This window comes from Streptomyces sp. NPDC017225 (genome assembly GCF_044331465.1).
GTDB lineage: Bacteria > Actinomycetota > Actinomycetes > Streptomycetales > Streptomycetaceae > Streptomyces.
Map to the genome: position 1 here is coordinate 124968 of NZ_JBIRNE010000009.1, position 24734 is coordinate 149701.

Below are 24734 nucleotides of genomic sequence, written 5' to 3' on the forward strand. Positions count from 1 at the left end.
TCGATCTTTTGTTCGCTGTTCGCTGATCGCTGATCGCTGTTCGCTGCGAGATCCTGGCCGGGCTTGCCGTCACACCTCGGGACGCAGCATCGGAGGATTGAGGAGAGTCGCGCCGCCGGCCCGGAAGAGCTGGGCGGGACGCCCGCCCTGGCGTGTGGTCGTACCGCCGGTGGGGACGAGGAAGCCCGGTGTGCCCGTCACCTTGCGGTGGAAGTTGCGAGGGTCGAGCGCCACGCTCCACACCGCCTCGTAGACGCGCCGCAGCTCGCCGACGGTGAACTCGGGCGGGCAGAAAGCGGTGGCCAGCGACGAGTACTCGATCTTGGAACGGGCCCGCTCCACTCCGTCCGCCAGGATCTGGGCGTGGTCGAAGGCGAGCGGCGCCACCGGCTCGCCGTCACGGCCGTAACCGGCCTGCTCCAGCAGTTCCTCGACCGGCGCCCAGCGCGCGTTACTGGCGTCACCGCCCGCCCGTGGCGCGGGCAGGTCCGGAGCGAGTGCGAGGTGGGCGACACTGACCACCCGCATCCGGGGATCGCGCTCGGGGTCGCCGTACGTCGCGAGCTGCTCCAGGTGCGCGCCGTTGTCCTGGGTGGGTGCGACGGGGTCGTGGACGCACAGCCCAGTCTCCTCGGCCAGCTCCCGCGCCGCCGCCTGTGCCAGGTCCTCGTCGGCCCGTACGAAACCGCCGGGCAGGGCCCAGCGACCCCGGAACGGCGGCTCGCCCCTGCGCACGGCCAGCGCGCACAGGGAGTGGCGGCGCACGGTCAGCACGACCAGGTCCACGGTGACGGCGAAGGGCGGAAAGGCTGACGGGTCGTAGGGCATGCGGCGATCATAGTCGTCTGCCTGACGATAAACACTCCCTTCACCTGCGGCTTCGGCGGCTGCTCCACCTCAGTCGGACGCGGGCCGCACCATCCACTCCCGGTCGTCGTGCGAGGACACGTCAGGCCAGGTCAGGACCCAAGTCGCAGCCCGTCGGCGGCCTCTTCGACCATGGCCATGCCCAGTCGGCCGATCCGCACCGAGAAGGGTGCTCCGGCCACCCGCAGTCCCGTCAGCCCGAGCTCCCCCAGAGGTGCGCCGCGTACGGGACGCAGGGTGACGGTCCTGGCCGGCGCGTCGGGGCGAATGCCTACGAGTGTCGTCAACAGCAGCACCCCGGCGGCGGCCGCGGTGGCGGCGGGACGGCAGGCCGCCGGATGTGGCAGCGGAGCGCTCGCGTCGGTGCGCTGCTCCCCCGCGTACATTTCCGGCAGGCGGTGGCCGAACGCGCCCGCCGCGGCCAGTACGCCGCGCAGCAGCGAGGCCGCCTCCTTCTCATGGCCGGCGGTGGCCAGCCCCGCCACCGCGATCGCCGTCTCCGGGACGCGTACCGCCCCGGCACGGTGCCCGAAAGGGTTGTAGCCCGCTTCGCTCGCGGCCAGTCCGCGCAGACCCCAGCCCGAGTCCATGTCCGGCTTGCCCAGCAGCCGGGCCAGTCGACCGGTCCGCACCGGATCGAGCAGGCCCGGGGCCGCGGCGCCCCCACCGAGCAGCCCGGTGTCGAGGAGGTGCGCCGCGGTCGCGCTCAGGTGCGGCACGAGGCGTCCGTCCGGGGTCCGGGCCGCCGCCGGCCGCCCGCCTGCCGGGTCGTCGATCCAGAAGTCCCGCCGGAACGCCGTCCGCAACGCCTGGGCCCACTGCCGCAGTCCGTCACCGCCCGGTCTGCCGAAGGCGTCGAGCAGCTCGGCACCGAGCAGGGCGGCACGGTGTGCGTGGGCCTGGGTCTCGCAGCGGACGGGGCCCTCGGGATGCGGATCGTGTACGTACGTTCCGTCCCCGACGGCGCTGCGCAGCCAGGTCAGGCACCGCTCGGCCGCCGGCACCAGCTCCCACGTCTCGTCCTCGCCGAGGCCCCAGCGGCGGGCTTCCGCGAGGAGCACGGGAAAGAGCAGGGTCGCCTCCGTACCGGTGCAGCCCGGCGGCAGATGCGGGCCGGTGTCACGTCTGGGGCCGGGGATCATGCCGGCCCGCGGACCGGGGCCGCGATGCTGGGTGCGGGCGAGGGTGCGCAGCGTGCCGGCGGCGAGCCGGGTGCCGAGGGGAAGCGTCATCCGGGCGGCGGCGAGCGCCTCGCCGGGGGCCAGACCGCAACGCCAGGGGACGCCGGCCGCGAGATGGACGTCGGCCGGGTGCGCGGGGTCGCGCAGCATCAGGGCTCGGAGGTCCTCGACGCTGGTCCGCAGGAGGGCGGTGACCGCGGGGTCGTCACCGGTGGCGTGCGCCGAGGACAGCGGGCCGGCCGCCGTGCGGCCCACTGACCGGAGCGGTCCCGCGCCGTCCGGCCGTACGCGCAGCTCGACACTCGTGCTGCCGCCCGGAGGCAGCACGAACTCCCACCGCAGCAGCCCCGCGGAGGCCAGTGCGTCGGCGGGCGGCGGGAGGGCCGTGACCGACGCGCCCGCCGCGGCACAGGACCAGCGCAGGCCGGCGTCGTGGACGCTGGCCGGCAGGTCGGGGCCCGCGCGTCCCGCGGCGATCGACCCGAGGTCGGCCAGGTCCGTGCCCAGGGCCACCTCGACCGGCAGCCGCAGCGGACGGGAGGCCCAACTGTGCAGGGTGATCCGCTCCGTACCGTCGGCGTCCCGGGTCCGCTCGACCATGACGTCCGGATCCGGCCCCGGCGCGGTCGACGTCCGCAGCGTTCCCACGAAGCGGACGCGGTCGGCGCCGGCCATCTTGGCCTGTGACGGAAGCGGTTCACGCCCGGCCACGCGAAGACTGCACCGGGAGAGCAGGCGCCGGCCCGCACGGTAGAACCCCTCCAGCCCCAGGCCGGTCAGCTGCCCCTGTTCCGTGGAGATCACGAGGCCCGGGAGGGCCACGCCGATCATGGCTCGGTGGGTGGGGGGCAGATCCCCGCACCTGTACGGCGGCGCGGGCGGCGGACCGGGAGGGGCGACCGGCTTCGCGCCCGACCGCGTCGGCCGAACCGACGACGCGGGCCGGGGTCGGACCATGGGCGGGACGGCCGACGCGGTCGGGCCGCGCTTCCCACCAGGCGTCACGGACTCGGCGAAGGACGGCAGCGCCGCCCTCCGGCCGGCGGCGGCGGTGCTCGTGGCGGTGGACGGCGGAGTCGGCTGGTGCATCGGAGGGCTCCCTCGTGCTCGGCGCGGCTCGGGCGGAACGGCGCCGTGGGTGGTGGTTCGGCCGGACGGGTGCGGTGCGGTGCGGTGTCCCCGGCCGGTCCGGGCGTTCCGCCACTCAGGTGAACGGAGCGGGCGTCCTCCGGGTCACGCCCGGGGCATGGGCGCCGGGCGACCACCCTTCAGAGTCGCTCGCCGCCGCCGTCGGTCCCGGGCTCACCCCTTTCCGTCCCCTCCGCGCAGGCGTCCTTCCGGCCCGTGGCCGCCGTCTTCGAGGCGCGCGACCTTGTCCGGTCCGTCCGCGCGCCTCCCGGGCGTTCGCCGCCCGCCGGAGTGCGGGGACGCCCGATCTTCGCGCCGGACGCGCGGTCCTGCGTCCGCGCACGGCGACGGGCTCCGTCGGCAGGGACGGCGGAGCGCGTGCGTCGCCGGCGGCCCGAAGACGTCGGCGGAGCGGACGAAGAACCGGCAGGCTCGCTCTTCACGGGGGCGCCGGCCCGCTCTTCGCCACACGAGGCGCCGTCTCCCGCACCTCGGCCCCCGCGCTCCGTACGCAGGCAGCGGCGGACCGACTCGGGATCGAGGCCCTCGTTGCACGCCTGGTGCAGGAGCCGGGCGAAGAGATAGTCCGGATCCGCGCCGAGTGCCATGGCCAGAGCCTCTCGGGCCTCCAGTTCGTCGCCGGTGGACCAGGCGACCCATCCCGCGAGGGTGAGGGGCGCGGCCGCGTGTTCGCCGTAGGGTCCCACGCAGCGACGGGCCAGGGCCCGCCATAGGCGCAGCGCGGGTCCCGCCTCGTCGCCCTCCATCCACTCGGCAGCGCGGTCACGGGTCGTGCGGTCCTGAAGACCGAGGATGAGCGCCGCCGCCTCGTCGTGCCCGAGCAGTTGGTCGTCGCGCAGGTCCTCGGCCGGCATGCCGGACACCGGTGGGGCCTCGGTGAGGCGCCGCATGACCCGCCGCGCCAGATCCAGCGTTTCCTCGGCCACGTCCGGACGGCCGGTGTCGTCGATGATCCGGGAGACCAGTGTCATGGAGGCCGCGTCCAGGGCAGCCTCCTGTTCGTGTGCCGCGGCGTTCTCCCGGGGAAGCAGCCTGTCCCGCAACTCGCTCAGTGAGCCCCGCACCTGGATACCGGCGTAGGTGGCCGCGGCGGCCAGCACGGACGTACCCGGCAGCCCCATGGGGGTTCCCTCCGTCGGGCAGCAGACCGCGTCGTCGCAGCAGTACGACCAGAAGCGCCCCGCCGAGACGCACAGCGCCTCGACCACGGGGACGTCGAGGGCCCCGCACTCGACGCGCAGCTTCTGGGCCAGCGGCCGCAGTCGCTCCATCACCTCTCGGCCGGTCTCGCCCCGTGCCGGTTCCTGGCAGAGGTAGGCGACCATCCGCTCGGGCCGTGCCCCTCGGCGCTCACTGCCGGTCACCAGCCCGTGGACCAGCTGTCCGGCCGCGCCCGCCCAGTCGTCCGCGTTCGCCGGAATGCCGAGGCGGGCCCGGCCCCCGAAGCGGCCCCGTCCGTCCCTGTCGCGCAGGGCGGCCAGGACGATGCTGTCCTCGGGGCGGTACCCGAGGAGGTAGGGCAGGGCGTCAGCCAGTTCGGCGGGGGTGCGCAGGGTGATCTGGTGCTCATCACCGGGACTGTCGTACGGCGTGTGGGCCGTCCCGCCCGGCGTCGCGGGCCCGGAGACCTCACCGTTCTCGGAGGATCCAGTCGTTTCGCTGTGGTTCGTCATGGCCCGACGATCTCGCGGAACGAAAAACTCCGCTTGCCCTGTGGATAACCCTCTGTGGATAACCCTGATCAGGGACACGTCGCAAGGTCCGTCCGGTGGCCGCGCCCCGCCCCTCCGACAGCCACGCCCGCCCGCCCCGCCGCCCGGCTGTCAGTCCCGTCCTGTTGTATGGAACGCATGGAGCACACGAGCAACGCGGATCTCCGGACAGCGGCCGACACGGTCCTCGCCCGCCTCGTCGGGGACGCCTCCGGCGCCGCCCGACTGCGCGAGGACCAGTGGCGGGCGATCGAGGCGCTGGTCGCCGACCGGCGCCGGGCCCTCGTCGTACAGCGCACCGGGTGGGGCAAGTCCGCGGTCTACTTCGTGGCGACCGCGCTGCTGCGTGACCGCGGCGCCGGGCCCACGGTGATCGTCTCCCCGCTGCTCGCGCTCATGCGCAACCAGGTCGAGGCCGCGGCCCGGGCAGGCATCCGCGCCCGGACCATCAACTCCTCCAACACCGAGGAGTGGGACTCGGTCCAGGACGAGATCGCCGCCGGCGAGGTCGACGTGCTCCTGGTGAGTCCCGAGCGGCTCAACAACCCGGACTTCCGCGATCAGGTGCTGCCCAAGCTCTCCGCCGCCACCGGTCTGCTCGTGGTGGACGAGGCCCACTGCATCTCCGACTGGGGTCATGACTTCCGGCCGGACTACCGGCGGCTGCGTACGATGCTCACCGATCTCCCGCCCGGCGTGCCGGTCCTGGCGACCACCGCCACCGCCAACGCGCGCGTGACCGCCGACGTGGCGGAGCAGCTCGGCACCGGCGGCACGTCGGACGCGCTGGTGCTGCGCGGCCCGCTGGACCGGGAAAGCCTCAGTCTGGGTGTGCTGCGACTGTCCGACGCCGCGCACCGGATGGCCTGGCTCGCCGACCACCTCCACGAACTGCCGGGCTCCGGGATCATCTACACCCTCACCGTGGCCGCCGCCGAGGAGGTCACCGCCTTCCTGCGGCAGCGCGGCCACACCGTCGCCTCCTACACCGGCAAGACCGAGAACGCCGACCGGCAGCAGGCCGAGGACGACCTGCTCGCCAACCGGGTCAAGGCACTGGTCGCCACGTCGGCGCTGGGCATGGGATTCGACAAGCCCGACCTGGGTTTCGTGGTGCATTTGGGTTCGCCCTCCTCCCCGATCGCTTACTACCAGCAGGTCGGCCGTGCCGGGCGTGGTGTCGAGCACGCGGAGGTGCTCCTGCTGCCGGGGAAGGAGGACGAGGCGATCTGGGAGTACTTCGCCTCCTTGGCCTTCCCGTCGGAGGACCTGGTGCGCCGCACGCTCGACATCCTCGCGCGGGCGGAACGCCCCTTGTCCCTGCCCGCTCTGGAGCCCCTGGTGGAGCTGCGCCGTTCCCGCCTGGAGACCATGCTCAAGGTCCTCGACGTGGACGGCGCGGTCAAGCGGGTCAAGGGAGGCTGGATCGCTACCGGGCGACCGTGGGCGTACGACGCGGAGCGGTACGACTGGGTGGCGCGGCAGCGGAGGACCGAACAGCAGGCGATGCGCGACTACGCCTCGACGACGGGCTGCCGGATGGAGTTCCTGCAACGCCAGTTGGACGACGAGGGGGCCAAACCCTGCGGCCACTGTGACAACTGCGCGGGCCCGCGGTTCACCGCGGACACCTCCCCCGACGCTCTCGACGCCGCACGGGTCGACCTCGGCAGGGCCGGCGTCGAGGTCGAACCGCGCCGCATGTGGCCGACCGGGCTTCCCGCGATCGGCGTCGACCTGAAGGGGCGCATCCCGCCCGGGGAACAGGCCGGTCCTGGCCGGGCGCTGGGACGCCTGTCCGACATCGGCTGGGGCAACCGGCTGCGACCGATGCTCTCGGCCCAGGCTCCGGACGGCCCGGTGCCGGACGACGTCGCGAAGGCCGCCGTCACGGTGCTGGCCGACTGGGCGAAGGGTCCCGGCGGCTGGGCCTCGGGAGCGGCCGACGGCCAACCGCGTCCCGTCGGAGTGGTGACCGTGGCCTCGCGCGCCCGGCCCCAGCTGGTCCACTCCCTCGGAGCACGCATCGCCGAGGTCGGCAGGCTGCCGTTGCTCGGTTCGGTCGAGTACACGGGTGAGGCGCCCAGGGCGTCGCGCAGCAACAGCGCGCAGCGGCTCAAGGCACTCGACGGCGCGCTGTCGGTGCCGCCCTCCCTCGCCGCCACGCTCACCGGTCTCCAGGGTCCGGTTCTTCTCGTGGACGACTGCACTGAGACCGGCTGGACCCTCGCGGTGGCGGCCCGGCTGCTCCGCCGCGCGGGCGCGCGGGGAGTGTTGCCCATGGTCCTGGCCGTGCAGGGGTGATCGCCCGCCGCGGGCGCGCTTCCCGGGACCGGAGTCCCGCACGACTGCGGGTGGCGCGCCCCGCGCGTCACCCGGCTGTGCTCTGGGTAGGGAGATAGGACGCGCATCGCCCGATAACGGTCGCCGACCCCAATTGCTCGTTGCCGCATTCAAGTTCGACAGGAAGAATTGAAATCCGCTCCCCGCACGGCTCGTCCGTGATCCGGCAGGGCTTCACTGCGGTGCGCGCTCCCCCGAATCCGACCCCGCCCGCAGTGTGGGCGCGTAGCCGAAGGGAGGAACGTGACCTTCGGATTCGCTCCGTCCTCGGCGGCGGCGTCGTTGTCGTCGTCCGCCGCTTCCGCCACTCGCATGCTCGAACCGGCGGAGTGGGCAGCCGCCGGGATTCCGCTGCTGCGCAATCCCCGGGAGGTCGTCGGCGGGCTGCACTCGCGCCACCGCCCGAGGCCGGCGACCGCGATCGTGGCCGTACTCGATCCGGACGAACGACTGTGCGCGAGCGCCTCGTTCACCAGCCGCCGGGCCCCGGCCGACGGGTGGATGTTCCGCAACGCGCTGCTCTCCCAACTGCGCCGGGTCATCCCGCACGATCTGCGGCGTCGCACCCCGGTGCGTACCGCCGTGCTGCTCTACTGCCGTGAGGGCGACGCTCGTTGGACGGAGGAGGACGGCGCGTGGATGTGGGGGCTGCGGGACGCCTGCACGTTGCACGGGCTGCGCTGCGGCGCGTACATCACGCTGACCCGTGACGGCTGGCAGGTCCTCGGCGAGGGCCGTGGCGGGCGCCGGCCCAACGCGGCGTCCGCGCCTGAGCCGTTCGCCACGTCGGAGACGCCGACCCCGCCACCGCGCACCGGCGGGGTCGCCTCGGACGTGCTGCGCCGCGCGGCGGCCCGGTAGCACCCCTGACACTGTGCGCTCCGGGACGACGCGGCGGCGTCCAGGTCGTTGTCCAGGCGCATGAACACACCTGTCAACGCCCGTACGCCGCCCAGGCACGCCGAAACCGCCGCCGTGCGGGGGCTGCCGGTCCGGCGGCCCCCTGTGTCACACCGGCGCCCGCCGCACGCGGCGGAACGGACTCAGACGCCCGCGCCCAGTACCGAGTTGATCCGCTGCGGGTCACCGCAGACGATCAGCAGGGCGCTGGCGCGGGAGTGGGCCGCGGACAGGGCGGTGGCAGCGGCGGCTTCGGGGCCGCCGTTGACCGCGACCACGACCACGGCCCGCGACGCGGCACGGTCGGCGACGGCGGCGTCCGCGTAGAAGACGTCGTCGCCCGCGTCGTGCTGCGCCCAGTAGGCGGAGTCGCCGAAGGACAGTTCGTGGGCGGCCCACGGGTGTGGTTCGCCGGTGGTGATCACCAGCACGTCACCGGGGGTACGACCCGAGTCCAGCAGCAGGTCCACCGCCTCCTCGGCGGCGTCGAGCGCGCCGTCGGGAGTGGCTGGGACCAACTGGATCTGCGGGGCGGCCGGGGCGGCTGCCGGAGCGGCCGGACCCGACGCATCGGGTTTGGCCGCGACTGTGTCGCGCGCTGCTCGTTGCGCCGGCGGCGCCGGCCGCACGGGGCCGGGACGACCGGGGCGCGGCGGAGCCGCGGGACGGGGGCCGGGTACGGGGCGGGGGGTCGACGCGGTGCGGCCGCTGGCCGGAGTGGCGCGGGGACCCTGGGCCTTCTCGTGAATCTGAGGCTCCTCGGGAATGAGAGGCATGAGCTGATGTTTATCAAACGTTGGTGCGGCTCGCGTCGGCGGGTGGCACATGCCTGCGAGTGGAACCGTCAGAAATCGAATCCGAGCTGACCCTCGATTTCCGGAACGCTTCCGTCCACCCAACTGCGGACCTTCTTGAGGTGCCGCCACTGGGGCAGCGCATCAAGATACGCCCACGACAACCGGTGGTGCGGGGTGGGCCCCCGCTCCGCCAGTGCGGCCTTGTGCACGGGCGACGGATACCCGGCGTTGTCCGCGAAACCGAAGTCTGCATGGTCGATACCCAGTTCGGCCATCATTTTGTCGCGCTGGACCTTGGCAAGCACCGAAGCCGCCGCGACAGCCACGCAGGACTGGTCTCCCTTGATCACCGTACGGACCTTCCAAGGCGCCCCGAGGTAGTCGTGCTTGCCGTCGAGGATGACGGCGTCGGGGCGGACCGGCAGGGTCTCCAGGGCACGTACCGCCGCCAGTCGCAGCGCCGCGGTCATCCCCAGGGCGTCGATCTCCTCCGGAGAGGCGTGCCCCAGGGTGTAGGACGTCACCCAGGTCCGCAGCTCCACGGCGAGCGCGGTGCGCCGCTTGATGGTGAGCAGCTTGGAGTCGGTGAGGCCGGCCGGGGGCCGACGCAGTCCGGTGATCGCGGCACAGACGGTGACCGGACCGGCCCACGCCCCGCGCCCCACCTCGTCGACACCGGCAATGATCTTCGCTCCGGTCGTGGCGCGGAGAGAGCGCTCGACGGTGTGAGTAGGTGGTTCGTACGGCATGGCGTCCTTAGCCTACGCCGCCCCGAACCTCCGGCGACACCCCGGTTCCCCAAACGGGACCCGGACCCGCGGAGCCCGGGATCAGATGCCCTCCGGTCGCAGCAGCGGAACCATCAGCTGGTCGATCATCTCCTCGATCTCCTGGTCCTCCAATTCGCTTCCACAAACTTTTGATCGGTACATCATCATCGCGGGGAGGGCGTCGAAGACGTATCCGTTCGCCGCGTCCTGCCGGACCTCACCCCGCTCTATTCCACGGTTGATGACCTCGCGGAGCATCATGAGGGTCGGCTCGATCACCCCGTCCACGATCACCGCGTGAAAGCGTTCCGCCTGCACGCTGTCGCATTCGTGAATCACCGCTCGCAACGCGAACCCAGGACGGGAGAACATCGCGTCGCGCGCCCTGAGGCACAGCGCCAGAAGATCCTCACGCACGCCCCCGAGATCGGGCACCGTGTCGAATCGCGGCAGCCCGGACCGCAGCGCGTCCGCGACGAGGTCCTCCTTGGAGGGCCAGCGGCGGTAGACCGCCGCCTTGCCGGTCTGGGCTCCGGCGGCCACACCCTCCATCGTCAGGCCGTTCCAGCCGACGGTGCTGAGTTGCTCCAGCGCGGCGTCGAGGATCGCGCGTTCGAGGACCGCGCCACGTCGGCGGGAGGGTGTCCGGGCGGAGGCGGCCGCCCAGTGCGAAGCAACCATGTCGAGGGTCTCCAAGAAGCGGGGAAAGCGGTTTTGCGGGGGCGGGAGGCGCGCCGCGCGGCCACAACGGGGGACGAGTCACGCGGCAGCACAACGAGTGAACGCTTGCGTTCACTGTCGGGGAGTCACTAACGTTGAGGCAACAGTGAACGCGAGCGTTCACTAAGTCATTCGTGGGGGACACATAGTGGCAACCTCTTCTCTCATCCAAGACCAGAAGCCGGGAGCGGCCCGCCGGGAGGGGCGTCCCGGCATCGCTCTCACCGTCATCGCGGCCTGCCAGCTCATGGTGGTACTCGACGCGACTCCATGATCAGCAATGTCGGTCTCCCTGAGAAGGAGGCGGGGGTCAATCTCGCCTGTGACCAGCAGGTCTGGCAGAACCCGGGAGGGCGGCGGCGGCAGCTCCACGCTCTCCACGTCCTCAAGGATGTCCATGATCTGCGCCCAGACACCGTCGGCGACCCAGGCGTTGAACCGGGGGCTCATGGACTTCCCGGACCGCCCCATGGACGCGGCGGCCTCCTCCCACGTCGCGTTGTTCCGCGCCTTCCAGAGCATGGCTTCCAGCGCCTGCCGTGGGTCGTAGGCGTTCTTCTTGCCGTGCCCTCTGCCCGTCTTCACGACGAGCGGCCGGATTTCCTCCCACGCGGCCTCCGGCACCTCTACAGGCACCTGCCGGCCGGTCTCGATAAACCACTGCCGCACTGGGCATGGGTTGCCGTGCTTTACCTTCGGAACGGTGCTGAGGATCTCCACCTTGATGCGCAGCAGGGCGAGAACTTCAAGCTGGTCTTCGATGTCCATCGTGGGCAGCGCGGTGCGCGCCAACACGGCCAGCCGTGTGAGGTCTTTGCCGCGCCGTGCGGCTGCCTTGCTTTCTTCCATCCATGCCGTGGCCTCGGCCAGCATTTTGCGTAGGTGCTTGATTTCTTTGATGATCGGGGCGGTGGCCTCTGCTACATGCTTCTGAGCCTCGCCGGGTTCCATGCCGAGGTCTTCCGCCTCTACGGCGGCCGAGCCGCGCACGGTGTTGAGGGCGGAATTCTGGACCTTGATCTTTCGGTTGAGATCGGCGATCCGGTTTTCGTGCGCGTCTTGGGTGCTGCCTGCGAAACCGAGCATGTCTTCGGCGACGCGTTCGAGCCTCTCGGGCTCGCTGAGGAGCTGCGTGACCTCACCCCAGACGTGCTGTTCGATGAGGTCGGCGTTGATTTCTGAGCAGTCGCAGCGGGGGCCGGCGTTCGTCGCGACGGATGTTTTTCTGGAGCACCGGTATACGCGGTCGCTGTGGGTGCCGTTGATGCCGCCGACGCGGTGCCGGCCGCACGAGGAGATGAGGCGCTTGGAGAGAGGGTAGGTATTCCAGTCCTCCCGGTCCTTGACGTTCTCCCTGCGGATGAGGACGGCTTCGAAGGCGGCCAGCTCGCCGTCGGTGAAGACGGGGGAAATCTCGATGGTGACGCTGGGGCGGATTTTGGCGGTGCCGTCGGCCCTGAGTTTTGTTCCGCCCTTCTTGCCTGCGCCCTTGCCGTTGGGGTTGCGGAAGGTGTGGGTGCCCTTGAGAACGGCTTCGGTAAGGAACTTCTCGCGGAGGTTGGGTCCGTTCCAAGGCAAGCCCGTGGGGCTACGCCACCCTTCCAGGTTGAGCCGTGCGGCGGTCTTGTCCCAGTTACCACGGTTGGCGATAAAGATTTCGCGGCCCCGCCGCAGCATCCAGGCGTAGCCCTTCTTGTCTACGTCGTCCAGGGCGAGGTGGCTGCCGGTGCGGCGTCCTTTGTTCTTGATGTACCAGCCGAGGGGTGGGCGTCCTCCGGTCCAACCGCCGTGCGTGGCTTTGGTCTGGAGGCCGTCTTGGGTGCGCTGGAGGATGCGCTCGTACTCGCGGAAGGCGTAGTCGGCCTCGGCGCGCATCGCTTCGCGTCCGTACTGGGTGGTGTTGTCGATGTCCCGCAGGGAGATGGCGACGGCGATGCCGAGGTCTTCGAGGGCCCAGACCCATCGGTAGAAGGCGCGGTCGGTCCGGCCGATGCGGTCGGTGGCGGTGACAACCACGACGTCCATGGGGCGGGGCTCTTGGACCGCGAGGGTCATGAGGCGATCGAAATCCGGGCGTGAGCCCATTTCCAGGCTGCCGGAGATGCCTTCGTCGGAGAAGGCGGCGACGTGCTTCCAGCCCTTACGGTTGACGTAGCCGACGTTGGCGGTGTCCTGGTTCTCGATGCCGTAGCCGCGAGTTTGCTCTTCGGTTGACACGCGGGCGTAGGTGACGGCTCGGAGTTGGGCTCCGTACTCGATCTCGTCGAGGAGATTTCTTGCGAGGGCAGCGCTAGAGTGCGCCATGTCAGTCCTCCAGAGACTGGCAGGACCCCTTGGGAGCGTTCTTCAGGCCCTCCCTGGGGGTCCACTTATGTCGTGGAGGGGAAGCGTACGCCGGGTGCGGTCTACTTGTCCTCTTCTCGCAAGTGAGGGTGGCCAGTTGAGTCGGCTGGCTTGAAGAGCAGGTGCAGCAGGCGCTGCCACTGCTCGTCGGGGAGCTGGGGGCCGGCTGTCCAGCGGGTCTCCATGTGGGCGGTGTAGCGCTCTGGCGTTGCCTGGCTAGCATCCATACGGTGAATCTAGGACATTAGACTCTTTTAGTATTTTCCCGTAAAAATAGATAGCTCGATCGGCGCAGCACCACGTCGTGGAGGCCGGAACGCCCACCCCTTCGCGCAAAAAGTCCCCCTCACCCGTATGGGTGATGCGTCCGGATATTCGGAGTGGGGGCATTTAGCCTGCCGGACATGGAACTCAGCGACGCAGAAGCAGTTGTGCGGCGCGCGGCCGGCGGCCTGGTCCGGGAGTCGGACTCTGGTGCGCTCGACGCGCTCTACCGGTCACTGCCCGCCCTGAAGTGCCGGGGGAAGTGCGCCTCTGCCTGCGGGCCCGTCCCGATCAGCCCGCTGGAGCGGCAGCGCATCGTCGAGAGCGGCTTCCCGTGGGTCGACGGGAGGGACGTGCGCATGCCGGACGGGTCGACGGGAGGCACCGTGTGCTGTGCTCTGGAGCAGCGGCGGCTCCGGTGCCGTGTGTACGAGTCGCGCCCCATGATTTGCCGTCTGTGGGGGCTCGTCGAATCCCTGGCGTGCCCGTGGGGCTGCGCACCGGAGGGCGGGCACCTGGATGACATGGAGGGTCTGCGACTGATGAATCTGGCGCTGTGGCATGGCGGTTCCGCAACGGCCGTAGACCCAGCGCGGTGGGATTCCCTGGTGGCTCGGCCGCAGGTGCGGGAGGCGATGCTGGCGTACTTCGAGAAGCCGGTCAAGGAGGAGGTGCAGATCGTTCAGGGGACGATTCGGGTCCGGCCGGGTTTGTAGCGTTCGGAGTGTGCAGAGCCCTCGCCCTAACTGCCTAAGACGGGGGCTCTTGCGGCACGGGTCAAGGCACTGTCGCCGCTTCCGATGCTTTCGTTGCGGCTGCGTCCGTGGCCTTGGGCCAACCGCTTGCTTTGGTGATGTGGAGCTTGAGGCCGGCCTCGTCCGTAAAGCCGTAGCCTCCGGCCTCAGCGCACACCGTGTGCTTGAAGCATTTCACCGGGAGGGAGACCGGATCGGGATTCTGGGCGTCCGGTAGCTCGTAGGGAACCTCCGGTCCGAGTTTGTGATGGCTGCTTTTGGCGTGGCTGCCTCGGTTGCGGACCTTGACCCAGTAGGGGCTGGGGCTGCCCGCCCTGTGGGGTAGCGGGCAGATGACCTGTTCCACCCCCGGAATCCACTGGCCGGGTTTGTTGGCTGGGGACTTGCGTTTGGGAAGCGGGGGCGCTTCCCGGTGTTCAGGGGGTGCCTCGTGCATGGTGAGTTGGAGCGGCTCGGGGGGCTCCTCCATCTCTTCCTTGGATGTGCGTGCGGAGCGCAGGAGGGCTTCGACTACTTCGGGCCGGATCATCTCCTTGATCTCGTCGATGCGCGGTCCGCAGAAATCCCAGACGAGTGCGCAGAAGCCGCACAGGTCGATATTTTTTCCGGATGCGACGGTGCGCTGGGTGGAGGCGACGATTTCTGCGGGCTCCTCCAGTGCCGCGTGCCAGTCGCAGAGGACTGCGTGGGTGGTGACGAGCCGGCGTGCCATCAAGCGACCTTTCGCTTGCGGTGGCTGAGGGCCTTGGCGGTTTCGCCGGCGGGTTCGAGCTGTACGGGGTTCTGGAAGATGCGGCGGAGGATGTTCGCGTTGGCGACTTCTCGGCGGACGCTGATGCCGGTAGTGGAGATGCCGTAGGGGCTGGTGATGGTTTCGTTGCGGTCGCTGTAGGTGTAAGTGCTGCGGTCGTAGACGCGGGTGCCGGCGACCTTGAAGGTGTAGTGGCGCTTGAGGCCACAGCCATTGACACCGGCGCAAGCCTCGGTCACTTCGAAGGTCTGGGCCTTGCGAGGATCGGCGCCTGCCTTGAGGGCCTTGCCGCCTCGGTAGCCGGTCCAGTCGTGGGGCTGCCAGTTGTGCTGGGCGGCGGCGCACCTGCGGTAGCGGGCAGGGATGTTGTCGATGTAGTCGAACACGTCGTCTTCGCTGGGGACAACGAAGTCTTCTGCTGCGGTCACGCTCACTCCCTGTCGAGATCCTATTGCGGTGGATCACAAACTAGCTGGGAAGGGGAGGTGGCCGGAACGTGGTTGCCCGAATTGTTTAACCGTCACCCGAATGGGTGACACTACGATGTTGGGCGCGTGGAGCGTACATGGTGGTGTGCATCCATGCGGGCTCTACGTGATCGTCACACTTCTTTCACCCCATGCTGTGGTGCTGGTGTGCGAAACGACCGAAGTCGGTGATCTCCCAGCCGTGGTCGCTTCCGGGGGCGTACTGAATCATCTCCAGGTTCTCCAGGCGGATGCAGCTTCCGGACAGGTAGGAGACCTTGCCGTTCTTGAGGGGGACGACGCCGGCGAGCATGCCGAGGATGGTGAGATTGCGGTCGCTGCCGCCGTTACCGATGGCGGTGATGCGCTCCATGAGGGTCATGTCGGCGACCTTGTCGGTGCGCTCGCAGCCGTGGGCGGTGCGGTTGGCCCACTTCTTCTTCTGTGCGTCGGGGCTGAGGTGAGTGAGGGGGATGTAGCGCTTCTTGGCTTCAGCCTCGTTCGGGTCCTCGTTGCCGGGGGTGGGATCGGCGGCGGGGCCCTTCGGTGTGGGTTCGGTGGAGGGTGCCTCGGGCGGCGCAGGTGTGGCCTGGAGGGGCTTGGCGGGGTCGGGGGTAGTCGGCTGGTCGTTCTGCTCGTTCAGCAGCTCCTGGAGGGGTCCTCGGTTGTTGAACTTGGCGGCCCGGTAGGCGGCGCACAGCTTCTTGGGCAGGCGGCCCTTCGTGGGAAGCTGGAGGCCCTCCTTGCGGGCCCAGGCGCGGATGTCTGCGGGGTTGTCGCCGTTCTGGTGGCGGTTCTCGGTGGGCTGGCCGGCGGGGGCGTGCGGGGTGGCGGACTGAGTGCTGCGCGGGGTGCTGGCCTTGACGAGTCGGCCGGCCTGGATGAACGTCTTGAGGCGGGCACGCAGGGTGTGGGCGTTGCCGGCGGCGAGGTCGATCTCGTAGTGCTTGCCGTCCAGGGCGAAAGTGACCGTCTCGTCGGCCGGGACTTCGCCGTTGGGGTCGAGGTCGTCGATCAGGGTGACGATGCGCTTGGTGGCCATGGGTCTTTCCTTCCTGGACATGCAAAAGGCCCCACGAATGTGGGGCCTTGGGGTGGCGCTGGTGGGCCGGTGCCCGCTGTGGGGGGCGTACAGCGGGTGTGGGGTGCGGTGTTACAGGTCGGGGCTGACGTCGTGAACGTCGAACCAGCGGCGGCCGGGGGCGCTGATCTCGTAGTGGTTGTCTTCGATCAGCTTGAAGAGGCCGCGCTTGGTCAAGGCTTCGCAGGAGGTGGCGTCGCCTGACTTGCCGTCGGAGATGTAGGCGCCGTCGGGGTCGGCGTATGCCTTGCGGAGCCTGGTGAGTTGGGCGGAGGAAAGACGGCCGGCCTTGCGTGCTGCGAGGTGGTGGCGCTCTTCGGCGGTTGGCACCTTGGGCTCGTCGGGCTTGGCGGAGATTGTTTTGCCGTCGGTGTCTGCGAGGGCCGGGTCGAGATTGTTTTCTTTGAGGAGGGCTCGCAGGGGATCGCGGTTGCCCTTACGGAAGGCGCTGTAGGCGTCACGGACGCTTCCGTTGACGCGTCCTCGTTCGTTGACGGGGAGTTGGTAGCGCTTGGCCCACTCGCGAATTTTTGACGAGTCGTCAACTTGGGCGGCTGCGCTGCGGCCTGAGACTTGGATCGCGCCCTTGGCTCGGAGGTTGTTGCTGCCTGGCCGGCGGGCCTTGCGCCGGTACGGTTCCAGGGTGGTGCGGAACTTCTCTGCGTTGGCCGAGCTGAGGTCGATCTCATAGAAAAGGCCGTCGACTGCGAACGTCACGGTCTCATCCGCGTCGGTGCCGTCGAGATCATCGACCGTCCACTTCATGACCTTCTGCGCCATGGCTGTTCCTCCATGCGTTATTGCAATGCGCTCTGGACAGGAAACTCTAGCGCCGCCAGACGTGTGAAGGGAGCAGCAGAGGGTACATGCATGGATTTTGGCACCGATTGAGTGGCGCGGGCGCATATGCTGCGAGGCTGTTGCGCGCTTGGGGCGCTGGGGGCTTGCGCCGGGCGCAGACTCTCAGTGCAGGCAGCGAAACGTTCCTGCCCTTGGTGGAGTTGGCCCGGCGTTGCGAGGGTGCATATGCCGGGTGACTGAGGAGGCTGTAAAGGCTTGGCGAGAATCGCTGAGGTGGCCTGAGTCAACTAACCGGCGGTAACGCCATTCGTTGGGACGTAAAGGGCCCTTCCACCGATCGTGAGGTCCGCGTCGAAAGTGAGCGCTGCGGAGTTCGCGTCGGCCGTCACCTGATCGGGGAAGAGGATGCGGTCCATGTGAGGCTGACTGACCTCGTCGGCGGCGTCCTCGGCCTTGCTGTGGCTGTCGAAGAGCTGGCCGCCGGCGTCGACTACCTTGCCCAGCTCAGCGTGGGTGGAGATGCTGGCCGGCTCGACGGCGTTGCGGAAGGTCTCGTCTCCCCGGGCGATGAAGGCGGAGTGCTGGACCAGGGTGTAGTGGGTCTTGCGGAGGCGGCTCATGCAGCGCCCTCCCCTTCCTGCTTCTTGGCAGCGCGCTTGTCCCACGCGCGAATGATTTTGTGTCCGAAGTCGGTGACGTCGATGACGTCCCAGGCACCTTCGCGGGCGGTGTCCCCGCGCTCCAGCCAGCGGACCTCGATGTACCCCTGGTCCTGCAATTCGCGGATGTGCCGGGCCTTCCAAGAGTTGGGGACTTCGAGGCGACCGACCGGCTTGTGCTCGGCGATGTGCTTCAGGCGCTGCACGGTCGACTCGTAGACCTGAGTCTTGTCTCCGCCTTCGTCCGTGTAAACCATGCGGTCACGGGGCTCGCGAGGCTTGGCCGCCATTCGCACTCTCTTTCTAATTTCTGCCGATACAGCACTACCCAGTGGGCGGTCTGCTGTCTGCTGGCGTCTACGCGGGCCCGCCCCTGCATCTCACCCATTCGAGGGGCGGGCCGGCGAAGTCGATTGCTGCTGTGTCCTTGCCGGAAGAATCTACGCCGTCTCGAACAGGCGCGGGAACATCCGGCGAGCCAGCTCGGCGTGCACCGGGCAGAACGGTGAGCCCTCCGTGTGGTCGTTGGGGCAGACGTCGGCGCCGGTGGCCCATCCGCAGCTCTCGTCGGTCGCCCGCTCCCACATCTCCTCGAAGAGGGGCTCGCTGATCGTCCAGGCCCTCTGGCCGGGCCGGTCGTTGAGGATACCCAGCCCCGGGTAGCGCGTGTCGTCCTTCTCCGTCTCCCCGGTGCCCTCGTAGTTGGCCGTCACCCACAGGTGCCGGCCGTCCAGGTACACCTCCACCCGCCGGCGCTCCGCGCCCGTCTTGTCGTCGATCTCCTGGTAGACGTCGATGGGGTAGCCGATGCGCGGCGTTTCCTTGCGGATGTGGATGCGGGTGACGCGGGGCTTGCCGGTCTGGGAGGCGACGATGTCCAGCAGGTGATCGTCGAAGGAGGCCGGGGTGTGCTTTCCGAAGTTGCTCTGCTGTCCCTCGTGCTCAGCGATCAGCTCGGGGGTGACGTCGTCCTCTGTGAAGGGCTCCTTCTCCTCGCCCTTGGTCAGCAGGGTGATCCCCAGCTCCCGGTACGTCGCGATCAGGGCCTTGGTACGGCGCAGGTTCTCGGCGGCCTCGTCGGATCGGAAGACGGGGATGCCCAGGTGCATGGCGACCTGAATGTGGCACAGCGGGTAGCGCGGGTCCGTGTCCGGGAACAGCTTGCACTTGCCAGTCTCGTCCATGTCTGGGGTCCTTTCAGCGGTGTGTGACAACAGGTACGGAACGCAGAAACGGGCCGGCCCCCTGGAGCGAGTGGGAGTCGCCAGGGGGCCGGGCCCGGATGGTGTCACGCAGACAGCGGCATCCTGCGGTCTGCCGGCGGCTGCTGCTCTGCGGGATCGTCGGTGGCGATCAGCTCGGCGTGCTGCCGGCTGAGCTGTACTCGCATCGATCCGTGGAAGGCCGGCTGGACCTGGTGGACCTCGTGGTGCAGTTGGCCGGCGACGGGAGCGAGCTGGACGTGCGCGGCCGACAGGGACCGCGCCCGCACCGTGACGGTGGTGGTGGAGGGGAAGGTGAGGGTGTAGGTGAACAGCCCTCCTTCCTCTTCCTCCGCCCGCTCGCTCTCGTACTCCTCCATCCGGGCCTCGTAGTGGGTCATCGCCTCCACGTACAGCTCGATCATCTCGATGTTCGCCGGCCGGGACAGTTCCTTGACCGTGACCCATGTGGCCACGGCGCCTTCCTCGGCCTCCTCCGGGGACACCCGCGTCTTGTAGACCGCGTCGTCGGGGGCCTGGTCGGACGCGGCCTCGGCGCATGCCTCGATGATCGGCCCCGGAGCGGTGGCACCCATACCCACGGTGTAGGCGACGATGTGCCGGTAGCCCCGGTGGTCCTGCGGGGTGATCACCGGGCAGACGATTCCGTTGAACGGCGGCTCGAAACGCGGCGCGGCCAGATCCTGCTCACTCATCAACTGGCCTCCTTGTGTGCGACGGGGTACAGGTCCGAGGAGTATTCGAGGAGCAGGGACTCGTAGACGTTCACCACGCCGGCCTCGTAGTTGCCGCACGCGGTGTCGTAGTCGTCCCTGTTGAGGGGCTTGCCGTTGTCGTCGGTCAGGCTGTCGCGGAGCCGGTCCCACTCGCGCTGGTAGACCAGGGCACGGGCGAGTGCCGGCCGGGTGCGGTGCCCCGGGAGACGGGTGTAGCCCGTGGCGATCGTCGAGTGCTCGATGGGCTCGGCGCGGTCCTCGCGGAACAGTCGCAGCACGCCGTCGGTGATGTCGGTGACCAGGCCCGTGGCGGCCCTGGCTCCGGAGAAGACGTGCAGCATGGCGCCGACGAGGGTCTGCTGCTGCTCGATGGTGAGGTCGGCCAGCCATCCGTTGTCGGGCACCTCGATCAGGGACACGGGGGGCGCAGGCATGTGTGCTTCCTTTCTCTCGCGGGGTGGTGTGGGCGCTCGGCTGTGACCGCCACGCCCCCTCGGGGGCGGACGGACACGGCCGAGAGGTCAGAGGGTGAGGCTGCGGTGGAACTCGCGGATGGCCTTCTGCTGCTCGCGGGTCAGTTCGCCGGCGCGGGCGGTGTACCACTCGTACGGGTTGGGGCTCAGGTTGCCGATCGTGAACTCCAGCACGTCGCCCTTGAGGGAGTAGGCGATCTGCACGGTGCCGTGGGGGCTCTGCCGCGTGGGGCGGGGGACGAGGAGGCCGACGCGGCGCCGGGCGCCCTCCCGCCAGTTGCCCTCGTACATGGCCACCCAGCGCGGCCGGGTGACGTTGCGCAGGGAGCTGGTACGCAGCCGGCGGCAGGTGAACTCCTCCTCCGGTGTCTTCATCTCGGCGTGGGGCTTGCACTCACTGCACGCGGTGGGCGACTCGCCGGTCTCGGGCGGTCCGTCGGGGAAGTCGGCGGGGTCGATTTCGATGACGTACTCGCGGCAGCGGGGGCATCGCAGGCATCCCTCTCGGACGATGGCCATGGGCTGGGGCTCCTTTTCGGTGAGGCTGGCACTGTTTGAACAACGAGCGCCACGGAAATTCGTGAGGTCACCCATTCGAGTGACGGGATTGTTTATTCGTCGAAACGGCAAGGGACGGCCCGCCCCAGCCCGGGGCGGGCCGCCGCGAAATGCCGTGCCGGTGGGGCGGGTCAGATGATGCGCTGGGCGCGGAGGATGTTCACGATCTCCATGGCCACCGCCGGGTCGTCCCAGGCGTCGGGCTCGCCCTCGGTGCCCTCCTGGAGGTGCACCTTGGTCACCAGCTTTTCCAGCCGCCTGTACGGGTGCCGCTTCAGCTTCTTGTCGGCCGTCTCGAACAGCGCCGCTGCGACCTTGCGGACCGCGTGGTTCTCCAGCATCTGGCCGATCGGCCCGTACTTGCCGGCCAGGTTCTTGGGTGCGCGGATCTGCTGGCTGACGACCGTCTCCCAGCCGCCGGGGACGCACATCTGGTGCGTCATGAGGTAGATCGCCTCGCCCTCGATCGGTCGGGCGTCGGGGACCTCCTTCAGCACTGTGCGCCGCTCCCCCAGGGGCACACGGCGGTCCGGCCTGGTGTTGGTGTGCTGCATGCGATTCGTCCTCTCTGATTTCGGGCATGAAAAAAGCGGCCCCGATCGGGACCGCGAATTGCTGTTGTGTCCTGGCCGGCGCCTTCTTGGGTGGGCTTAGTCGCCGGTGTCCGCGTGCCCGGCGCACCGGTCGGTGCCCTCGACGGTGGTCTCGGTGCAGTAGCGAGGTGCGTCGTCGGTGCCCGTCGGGTGGCCGCAGATGAACGAGCCCTTCGTAGGCTCCTCGGTGAGGTGGTCCAGCGGCTCGATGAATTCCGTGCCCATCTCGCCGTACCAGCCACGGGGGCGCTTGTACCAGTCGCCCAGGTGCCGACGGTCGAGAATCTCCACGGCCGTGATTCCCCACGGCCGTCCCTTGTCGTCGCGTCGGTGGTACACGATCCGCCCGTAGTAGTACTCGGGCCGGATGGAGTCGGTCCAGACCTTCACGAACTGGCCGTCGGGGAGCTGGGAGTACGGGTAGCGCTTACGGCGCTGCATGGTGTTTCTCCTCGCGGAAATTTCGGTGCTCTCGGCGGGGGCCGCAGTAGACCCGTGCCTGCTAGTTGTGCTCGTACCGCATGCGGACCATGGTCAGGAATTCGACGCTGAGCGAGATGGAGACGGTGCCAACGATGTCTCCGGTGCCACGGTCGTAGATCGACTCGTAGCGGCTGTTCGAGGTCGACTGGAGAGCGAAGCGCTCGCCCTTGTAGACGGCCCAGGTGCACTTTTCGCCGGGGTACGGCTCGCAGTTGCAGATGGGGTCCACCATCAGGAGCACGACGTTGTCGGGGCTGGTCTGGCCGTGCGGCAGGTGGCGGATGCCGATCATCCTGCGCAGCAGTTCGTCACGCTGGGCGGGGTCGCTGGGGCGGGTCATGTCGTCCGTGTTGACGATGCACTGGGCGGTGCGGGGCTCGTCCTTGCCCTTCGGCGTCCAGGTGACGCGGTAGCTGGTGAGCAGCGGCCCGGCCTGCTCGGTTTCGGTGCTCGCCTCGGTGGTGGCCATCAGTTCGGTTCCTTCCTGTTCGCGCTCTGGTCGGGGGCGGTAGGGGTGAGCTGTTCGGGCCCCTGGTGGGACTCGTCGTCGTTGTCCCACCGGATGTGCAGGGGCCAAGGGCAGGCGCTGGCCGGCCGGGGGTAGCCGCACCGGGTATGGCCGCATTCGGTGCCGGGTCCGCCGTCGCCGACCTGCGGCTGCCAGGTGTGCCGCTTGCACAGGCACACCACCACCTGGCCGTGCCAGGAGCCGTAGTCCGGGTCTTCGAGCATGACCCGGGTGCCGGTCGTCAGAAGCATTCAACGCCCTCCCATTTCCGGGCATGAAAAAGGCGGCCCCCCGTTCACCGGGAAGGCCGCACATTTCTGGTGTCCTGAATCAGTGTTCCAGGATCACTGCCGGTTCTCTCACTTCTCCGGCATCTGGGCGTCGGAGTCGAACGCGTACAGCGGGCCGGCCGTGTCCTCGTCCTGGTCGTCGGGCTTGATCAGGTCGTAGTCGCCCATGTTCGGGCTGGTGCCGTAGGACTCCCAGTCGATGAAGTCGTTGAACTCCTCCAGCGTGCGCTCGTCGAAGGCGGGGCCGCCGTCGACCCGCACGTACCACTTGGCGAACGCGCCGGGGCTGTCGTACTTGCCCTTGTAGTTCAGGGTGATGAACGCGCTCAGATCGCTGATGTGGATCGGGTCGAGGCCGGATGAGGCGATGTACTCGGCGGTCACACGGAGGACGTCCTCGCCGTGTTCCTCGACCGCTTCGTACACCTTGTCCGCGCTCTCCTGGATGGCGACCATGTCGAGGTAGCCGATGCCGTCGGGGTCCTCGCTCTGCGGCCAGTCGCCCTCCTCCACCTCCTCGTAGGCGTCGAAGGGGTGGAGACTGCCGATCGGCTGGCCCTCCGCGTCCGAGATGTCTTCGCCGAACCGGTACTCGCCGCCGGTCACCCAGTCGACCAGCTTGGTCAGCTCTGCCCCGTCCAGCTTCTGGCTGACGTCCATAAGAAAATGCCTTCCGAATTACGAGATGAATATGGTGAGCGCCCCGCGCCGCAATCGAACCGGGCTGCAAACTCGTCACGGGGCCCCGAGCGTCACTACTCGACAGGCGCGGCTGTCTCCTGGTGCGGCTCGAACCCTTCGATGAGCCTGCCATAGATCCGGGTGCCGGTGTGCGCCTGGAGGCACGCCCACATTCCGGTCTCCGGCTTCGCCGCGATCCCGACCGATTTGTGGCCCGCGCGGACGTCGTAGCGGCCGTCGTCGCGCTTGTGGAGGTAGCCGATGCCGTTGCTGGCGCCCCGCGTGTTGAGGTCGACCAGGAAGCCCTCGTCCTTCATCGGCATGAGGGAGATCATCACGCCGTACTCGGGGATGAGGGAGGGCTGCACCTGGTACGACTGCGAGGTGCCGAAGCGCTGCGAGATGCGGTTCAGGCCCTCGCACTCGCATCCGTTGTTGACGCAGCAGCCGCACTGGGACAGGTCGATCTTCCGCTCGTCCGGCGCGAGCATCGCCCTGCTGGCCGGCCGACTGGGCTGGATGTACCGCTCGTAGGGACCGCTGCGGCCGGCCGGCCGCGTTCCGAAGGACTGCACCGGGGGCTGGTACCAGTACAGGGTCATGGCGGCGTACTCGGCCGTCTTGAAGCCGGGCATGGCGATCGAGTTGCTGCTGCGTCCCGTCCAGTCGGCGGCCCAGCCGCCGTCGGCGGTCTCGTACACGATGCCCTGGAACAGGAAGCCAGCGTCGTCACCGGGCGCGTCCGTGTAGACCTTGAAGCGGGTCCCCTCGACGTCGTCCGGCTGGTAGTGGAACTTGGGCGTGGACAAAGGTTTCTCCTACTCGTAGATGCTGGTCTTGTACTGGGTGGTGGCGATGGGGCCGAAGGCGTCGCACACGGCGTCGGTCACGTGCAGAAGGCGACGGGGTTCCGGCTCGTCGGGGCCGGTGATGCGGATGACGGCGCGGATCGAGCCCTCGGGGGTGTAGAGGATGACGTCCTGGCGGCCGGGGGTGTAGGTGCAGAAGTCGGCCGAGCCGGATTCGTAGACGCGGTGGTGGAAGCGGAAGGCGACCTGCTTGTAGTTCTTCGGATCGCCGATCTCCTCGGGCTTGCCATAGCCACAGTTGTCGAGCTTCTCGGCCGAGATGTGGTGCCGGGCCAGCCCGTACTTCAGCCCGTACGCCAGGTCACGGAAGGTGAACGTCGCGCAGATTCCCGGGTCGTCGGTCACCGGCCGCCAGTCCCCGACGGGCAGGCCGATGCGCGTGGCGTAGTCGAAGAAGTGCTTGGCGGAGGCGGTGGCGCGTTCGGCCTGGCTGCCGTTGCTCGCCTGGTTCTGCCAGATCGACAGGAACAGCGACTCCGGGCGGGCCCTGCACCCATTCCGTCCAGTGGTGAAGGACGTCAGCGTGCCGGTGAGCCGGCAGTCGTAGCACGTCTCTTCGCCGGCCCTGCCGGTCTCGATCAGCCGGTGCCCGCCGGCCAGCATGAACTTCGGCAGCGGCTCCAGGACGGTCAGCGGCACCATCTTGGCCCGGTAGTAGGGGCGGCGCACGAACCCCTGCCCGCACGGCTCGCACACCGGCTCCGTGTGCCGGCTCTGGGCTCCCGGCTCGTCGTCGGCGTCGGGGGTGGAGTAGATCAGCATGTGCGTCGCGGTACCGGC

At 69.2% G+C, this 24734-nt stretch carries 25 protein-coding genes and 2 pseudogenes; 3 read left to right on the forward strand and 24 right to left on the reverse strand.

Features of this window, described 5'->3' with window-relative positions; all coding sequences use genetic code 11:
* Nucleotides 1-69: 69 nt before the first annotated feature.
* The 3 genes from ACH4NX_RS20795 to ACH4NX_RS20805 all read right to left on the reverse strand — a co-directional run bounded on the left by ACH4NX_RS20795 (nucleotide 70) and on the right by ACH4NX_RS20805 (nucleotide 4870).
* Nucleotides 70-828, reverse strand: a complete 759-nt coding sequence (locus ACH4NX_RS20795; protein WP_279564727.1) for an NUDIX hydrolase — start codon at nucleotides 826-828, stop codon at nucleotides 70-72.
* 131 nt (nucleotides 829-959) lie between these two features.
* On the reverse strand, nucleotides 960-2879 hold the full coding sequence (locus ACH4NX_RS20800) for a glycogen debranching N-terminal domain-containing protein (RefSeq protein WP_398128155.1): 1920 nt from the start codon (nucleotides 2877-2879) through the stop codon (nucleotides 960-962).
* A gap of 437 nt (nucleotides 2880-3316) precedes the next feature.
* The gene (locus ACH4NX_RS20805) at nucleotides 3317-4870 is read right to left on the reverse strand and encodes a DUF4192 domain-containing protein (RefSeq protein ID WP_398128156.1); all 1554 of its coding nucleotides are present in this window, start codon (nucleotides 4868-4870) and stop codon (nucleotides 3317-3319) included.
* A 177-nt stretch (nucleotides 4871-5047) separates the two neighbouring features.
* On the opposite strand from ACH4NX_RS20805, the gene ACH4NX_RS20810 reads away from it, so the two are divergent.
* Both ACH4NX_RS20810 and ACH4NX_RS20815 read left to right on the forward strand, forming a co-directional pair.
* Entirely contained in the window at nucleotides 5048-7213 is a 2166-nt protein-coding gene (locus ACH4NX_RS20810) for a RecQ family ATP-dependent DNA helicase (RefSeq protein WP_398128157.1), read from the forward strand.
* Nucleotides 7214-7495: 282 nt separating this feature from the next.
* On the forward strand, nucleotides 7496-8113 hold the full coding sequence (locus tag ACH4NX_RS20815; protein ID WP_351392687.1) for a hypothetical protein: 618 nt from the start codon (nucleotides 7496-7498) through the stop codon (nucleotides 8111-8113).
* A 182-nt stretch (nucleotides 8114-8295) separates the two neighbouring features.
* Here the strand turns inward: ACH4NX_RS20815 and ACH4NX_RS20820 are convergent, their stop codons facing one another.
* The 4 genes and pseudogenes from ACH4NX_RS20820 to ACH4NX_RS20835 form a co-directional block, all read right to left on the reverse strand.
* Nucleotides 8296-8928: a hypothetical protein gene (locus ACH4NX_RS20820; RefSeq protein WP_351392684.1), complete on the reverse strand. Its 633-nt coding sequence runs from the start codon at nucleotides 8926-8928 to the stop codon at nucleotides 8296-8298.
* Nucleotides 8929-8996: 68 nt separating this feature from the next.
* On the reverse strand, nucleotides 8997-9698 hold the full coding sequence (locus tag ACH4NX_RS20825) for a ribonuclease HII (protein WP_351392682.1): 702 nt from the start codon (nucleotides 9696-9698) through the stop codon (nucleotides 8997-8999).
* An 81-nt stretch (nucleotides 9699-9779) separates the two neighbouring features.
* Nucleotides 9780-10400: a TetR/AcrR family transcriptional regulator gene (locus ACH4NX_RS20830; protein WP_351392680.1), complete on the reverse strand. Its 621-nt coding sequence runs from the start codon at nucleotides 10398-10400 to the stop codon at nucleotides 9780-9782.
* A 447-nt stretch (nucleotides 10401-10847) separates the two neighbouring features.
* A pseudogene (locus ACH4NX_RS20835) lies at nucleotides 10848-12743 on the reverse strand (recombinase family protein); the annotation flags it as partial.
* Nucleotides 12744-13186: 443 nt separating this feature from the next.
* Between ACH4NX_RS20835 and ACH4NX_RS20840 the strand changes: the two are divergent.
* Nucleotides 13187-13762 carry a YkgJ family cysteine cluster protein gene (locus tag ACH4NX_RS20840; protein WP_398128158.1) on the forward strand — a complete coding sequence of 192 codons (576 nt, stop codon included), beginning with the start codon at nucleotides 13187-13189 and terminating at the stop codon, nucleotides 13760-13762.
* A 61-nt stretch (nucleotides 13763-13823) separates the two neighbouring features.
* On the opposite strand, the gene ACH4NX_RS20845 is transcribed toward ACH4NX_RS20840, so the two are convergent.
* From ACH4NX_RS20845 to ACH4NX_RS20925, 17 genes and pseudogenes are all read right to left on the reverse strand, one after another.
* A complete protein-coding gene (locus tag ACH4NX_RS20845) occupies nucleotides 13824-14513 on the reverse strand; it encodes a hypothetical protein (RefSeq protein WP_398128159.1) in 690 nt (229 codons plus the stop codon).
* Complete coding sequence (locus tag ACH4NX_RS20850) at nucleotides 14513-14980, reverse strand: hypothetical protein (RefSeq protein ID WP_398128160.1); 468 nt, start codon at nucleotides 14978-14980, stop codon at nucleotides 14513-14515. The genes ACH4NX_RS20845 and ACH4NX_RS20850 overlap by 1 nt, the downstream gene beginning before the upstream one ends.
* 184 nt (nucleotides 14981-15164) lie before the next feature.
* The gene (locus ACH4NX_RS20855; RefSeq protein ID WP_398128161.1) at nucleotides 15165-16061 is read right to left on the reverse strand and encodes a histone-like nucleoid-structuring protein Lsr2; all 897 of its coding nucleotides are present in this window, start codon (nucleotides 16059-16061) and stop codon (nucleotides 15165-15167) included.
* A 489-nt stretch (nucleotides 16062-16550) separates the two neighbouring features.
* Nucleotides 16551-16880: pseudogene (locus ACH4NX_RS20860) on the reverse strand (Lsr2 family protein); the annotation flags it as partial.
* A 308-nt stretch (nucleotides 16881-17188) separates the two neighbouring features.
* Entirely contained in the window at nucleotides 17189-17521 is a 333-nt protein-coding gene (locus ACH4NX_RS20865; protein WP_398128162.1) for a hypothetical protein, read from the reverse strand.
* A complete protein-coding gene (locus ACH4NX_RS20870) occupies nucleotides 17518-17850 on the reverse strand; it encodes a hypothetical protein (protein ID WP_398128163.1) in 333 nt (110 codons plus the stop codon). The genes ACH4NX_RS20865 and ACH4NX_RS20870 overlap by 4 nt, the downstream gene beginning before the upstream one ends.
* A gap of 150 nt (nucleotides 17851-18000) precedes the next feature.
* Nucleotides 18001-18744, reverse strand: coding sequence for a DUF6881 domain-containing protein (locus tag ACH4NX_RS20875; protein WP_398128164.1), 744 nt, complete (start codon nucleotides 18742-18744; stop codon nucleotides 18001-18003).
* A 104-nt stretch (nucleotides 18745-18848) separates the two neighbouring features.
* Complete coding sequence (locus tag ACH4NX_RS20880) at nucleotides 18849-19478, reverse strand: hypothetical protein (protein WP_398128165.1); 630 nt, start codon at nucleotides 19476-19478, stop codon at nucleotides 18849-18851.
* Nucleotides 19478-19933, reverse strand: a complete 456-nt coding sequence (locus tag ACH4NX_RS20885; protein ID WP_398128166.1) for a hypothetical protein — start codon at nucleotides 19931-19933, stop codon at nucleotides 19478-19480. Before ACH4NX_RS20885 ends, ACH4NX_RS20880 begins: the two co-directional genes overlap by 1 nt.
* A gap of 87 nt (nucleotides 19934-20020) precedes the next feature.
* Nucleotides 20021-20491, reverse strand: a complete 471-nt coding sequence (locus ACH4NX_RS20890) for a hypothetical protein (protein ID WP_398128167.1) — start codon at nucleotides 20489-20491, stop codon at nucleotides 20021-20023.
* A gap of 170 nt (nucleotides 20492-20661) precedes the next feature.
* Nucleotides 20662-21084, reverse strand: a complete 423-nt coding sequence (locus ACH4NX_RS20895) for a hypothetical protein (protein WP_398128168.1) — start codon at nucleotides 21082-21084, stop codon at nucleotides 20662-20664.
* A 96-nt stretch (nucleotides 21085-21180) separates the two neighbouring features.
* The gene (locus tag ACH4NX_RS20900; protein ID WP_398128169.1) at nucleotides 21181-21564 is read right to left on the reverse strand and encodes a hypothetical protein; all 384 of its coding nucleotides are present in this window, start codon (nucleotides 21562-21564) and stop codon (nucleotides 21181-21183) included.
* 61 nt (nucleotides 21565-21625) lie between these two features.
* Complete coding sequence (locus ACH4NX_RS20905) at nucleotides 21626-22075, reverse strand: hypothetical protein (protein WP_398128170.1); 450 nt, start codon at nucleotides 22073-22075, stop codon at nucleotides 21626-21628.
* On the reverse strand, nucleotides 22075-22365 hold the full coding sequence (locus ACH4NX_RS20910; protein ID WP_398128171.1) for a hypothetical protein: 291 nt from the start codon (nucleotides 22363-22365) through the stop codon (nucleotides 22075-22077). Before ACH4NX_RS20910 ends, ACH4NX_RS20905 begins: the two co-directional genes overlap by 1 nt.
* 108 nt (nucleotides 22366-22473) lie before the next feature.
* Nucleotides 22474-23064 carry a hypothetical protein gene (locus tag ACH4NX_RS20915; RefSeq protein WP_398128172.1) on the reverse strand — a complete coding sequence of 197 codons (591 nt, stop codon included), beginning with the start codon at nucleotides 23062-23064 and terminating at the stop codon, nucleotides 22474-22476.
* 95 nt (nucleotides 23065-23159) lie between these two features.
* Nucleotides 23160-23894, reverse strand: a complete 735-nt coding sequence (locus ACH4NX_RS20920) for a hypothetical protein (protein ID WP_398128173.1) — start codon at nucleotides 23892-23894, stop codon at nucleotides 23160-23162.
* Nucleotides 23895-23903: 9 nt separating this feature from the next.
* Nucleotides 23904-24716 carry a hypothetical protein gene (locus ACH4NX_RS20925; protein WP_398128174.1) on the reverse strand — a complete coding sequence of 271 codons (813 nt, stop codon included), beginning with the start codon at nucleotides 24714-24716 and terminating at the stop codon, nucleotides 23904-23906.
* Nucleotides 24717-24734: the final 18 nt, after the last annotated feature.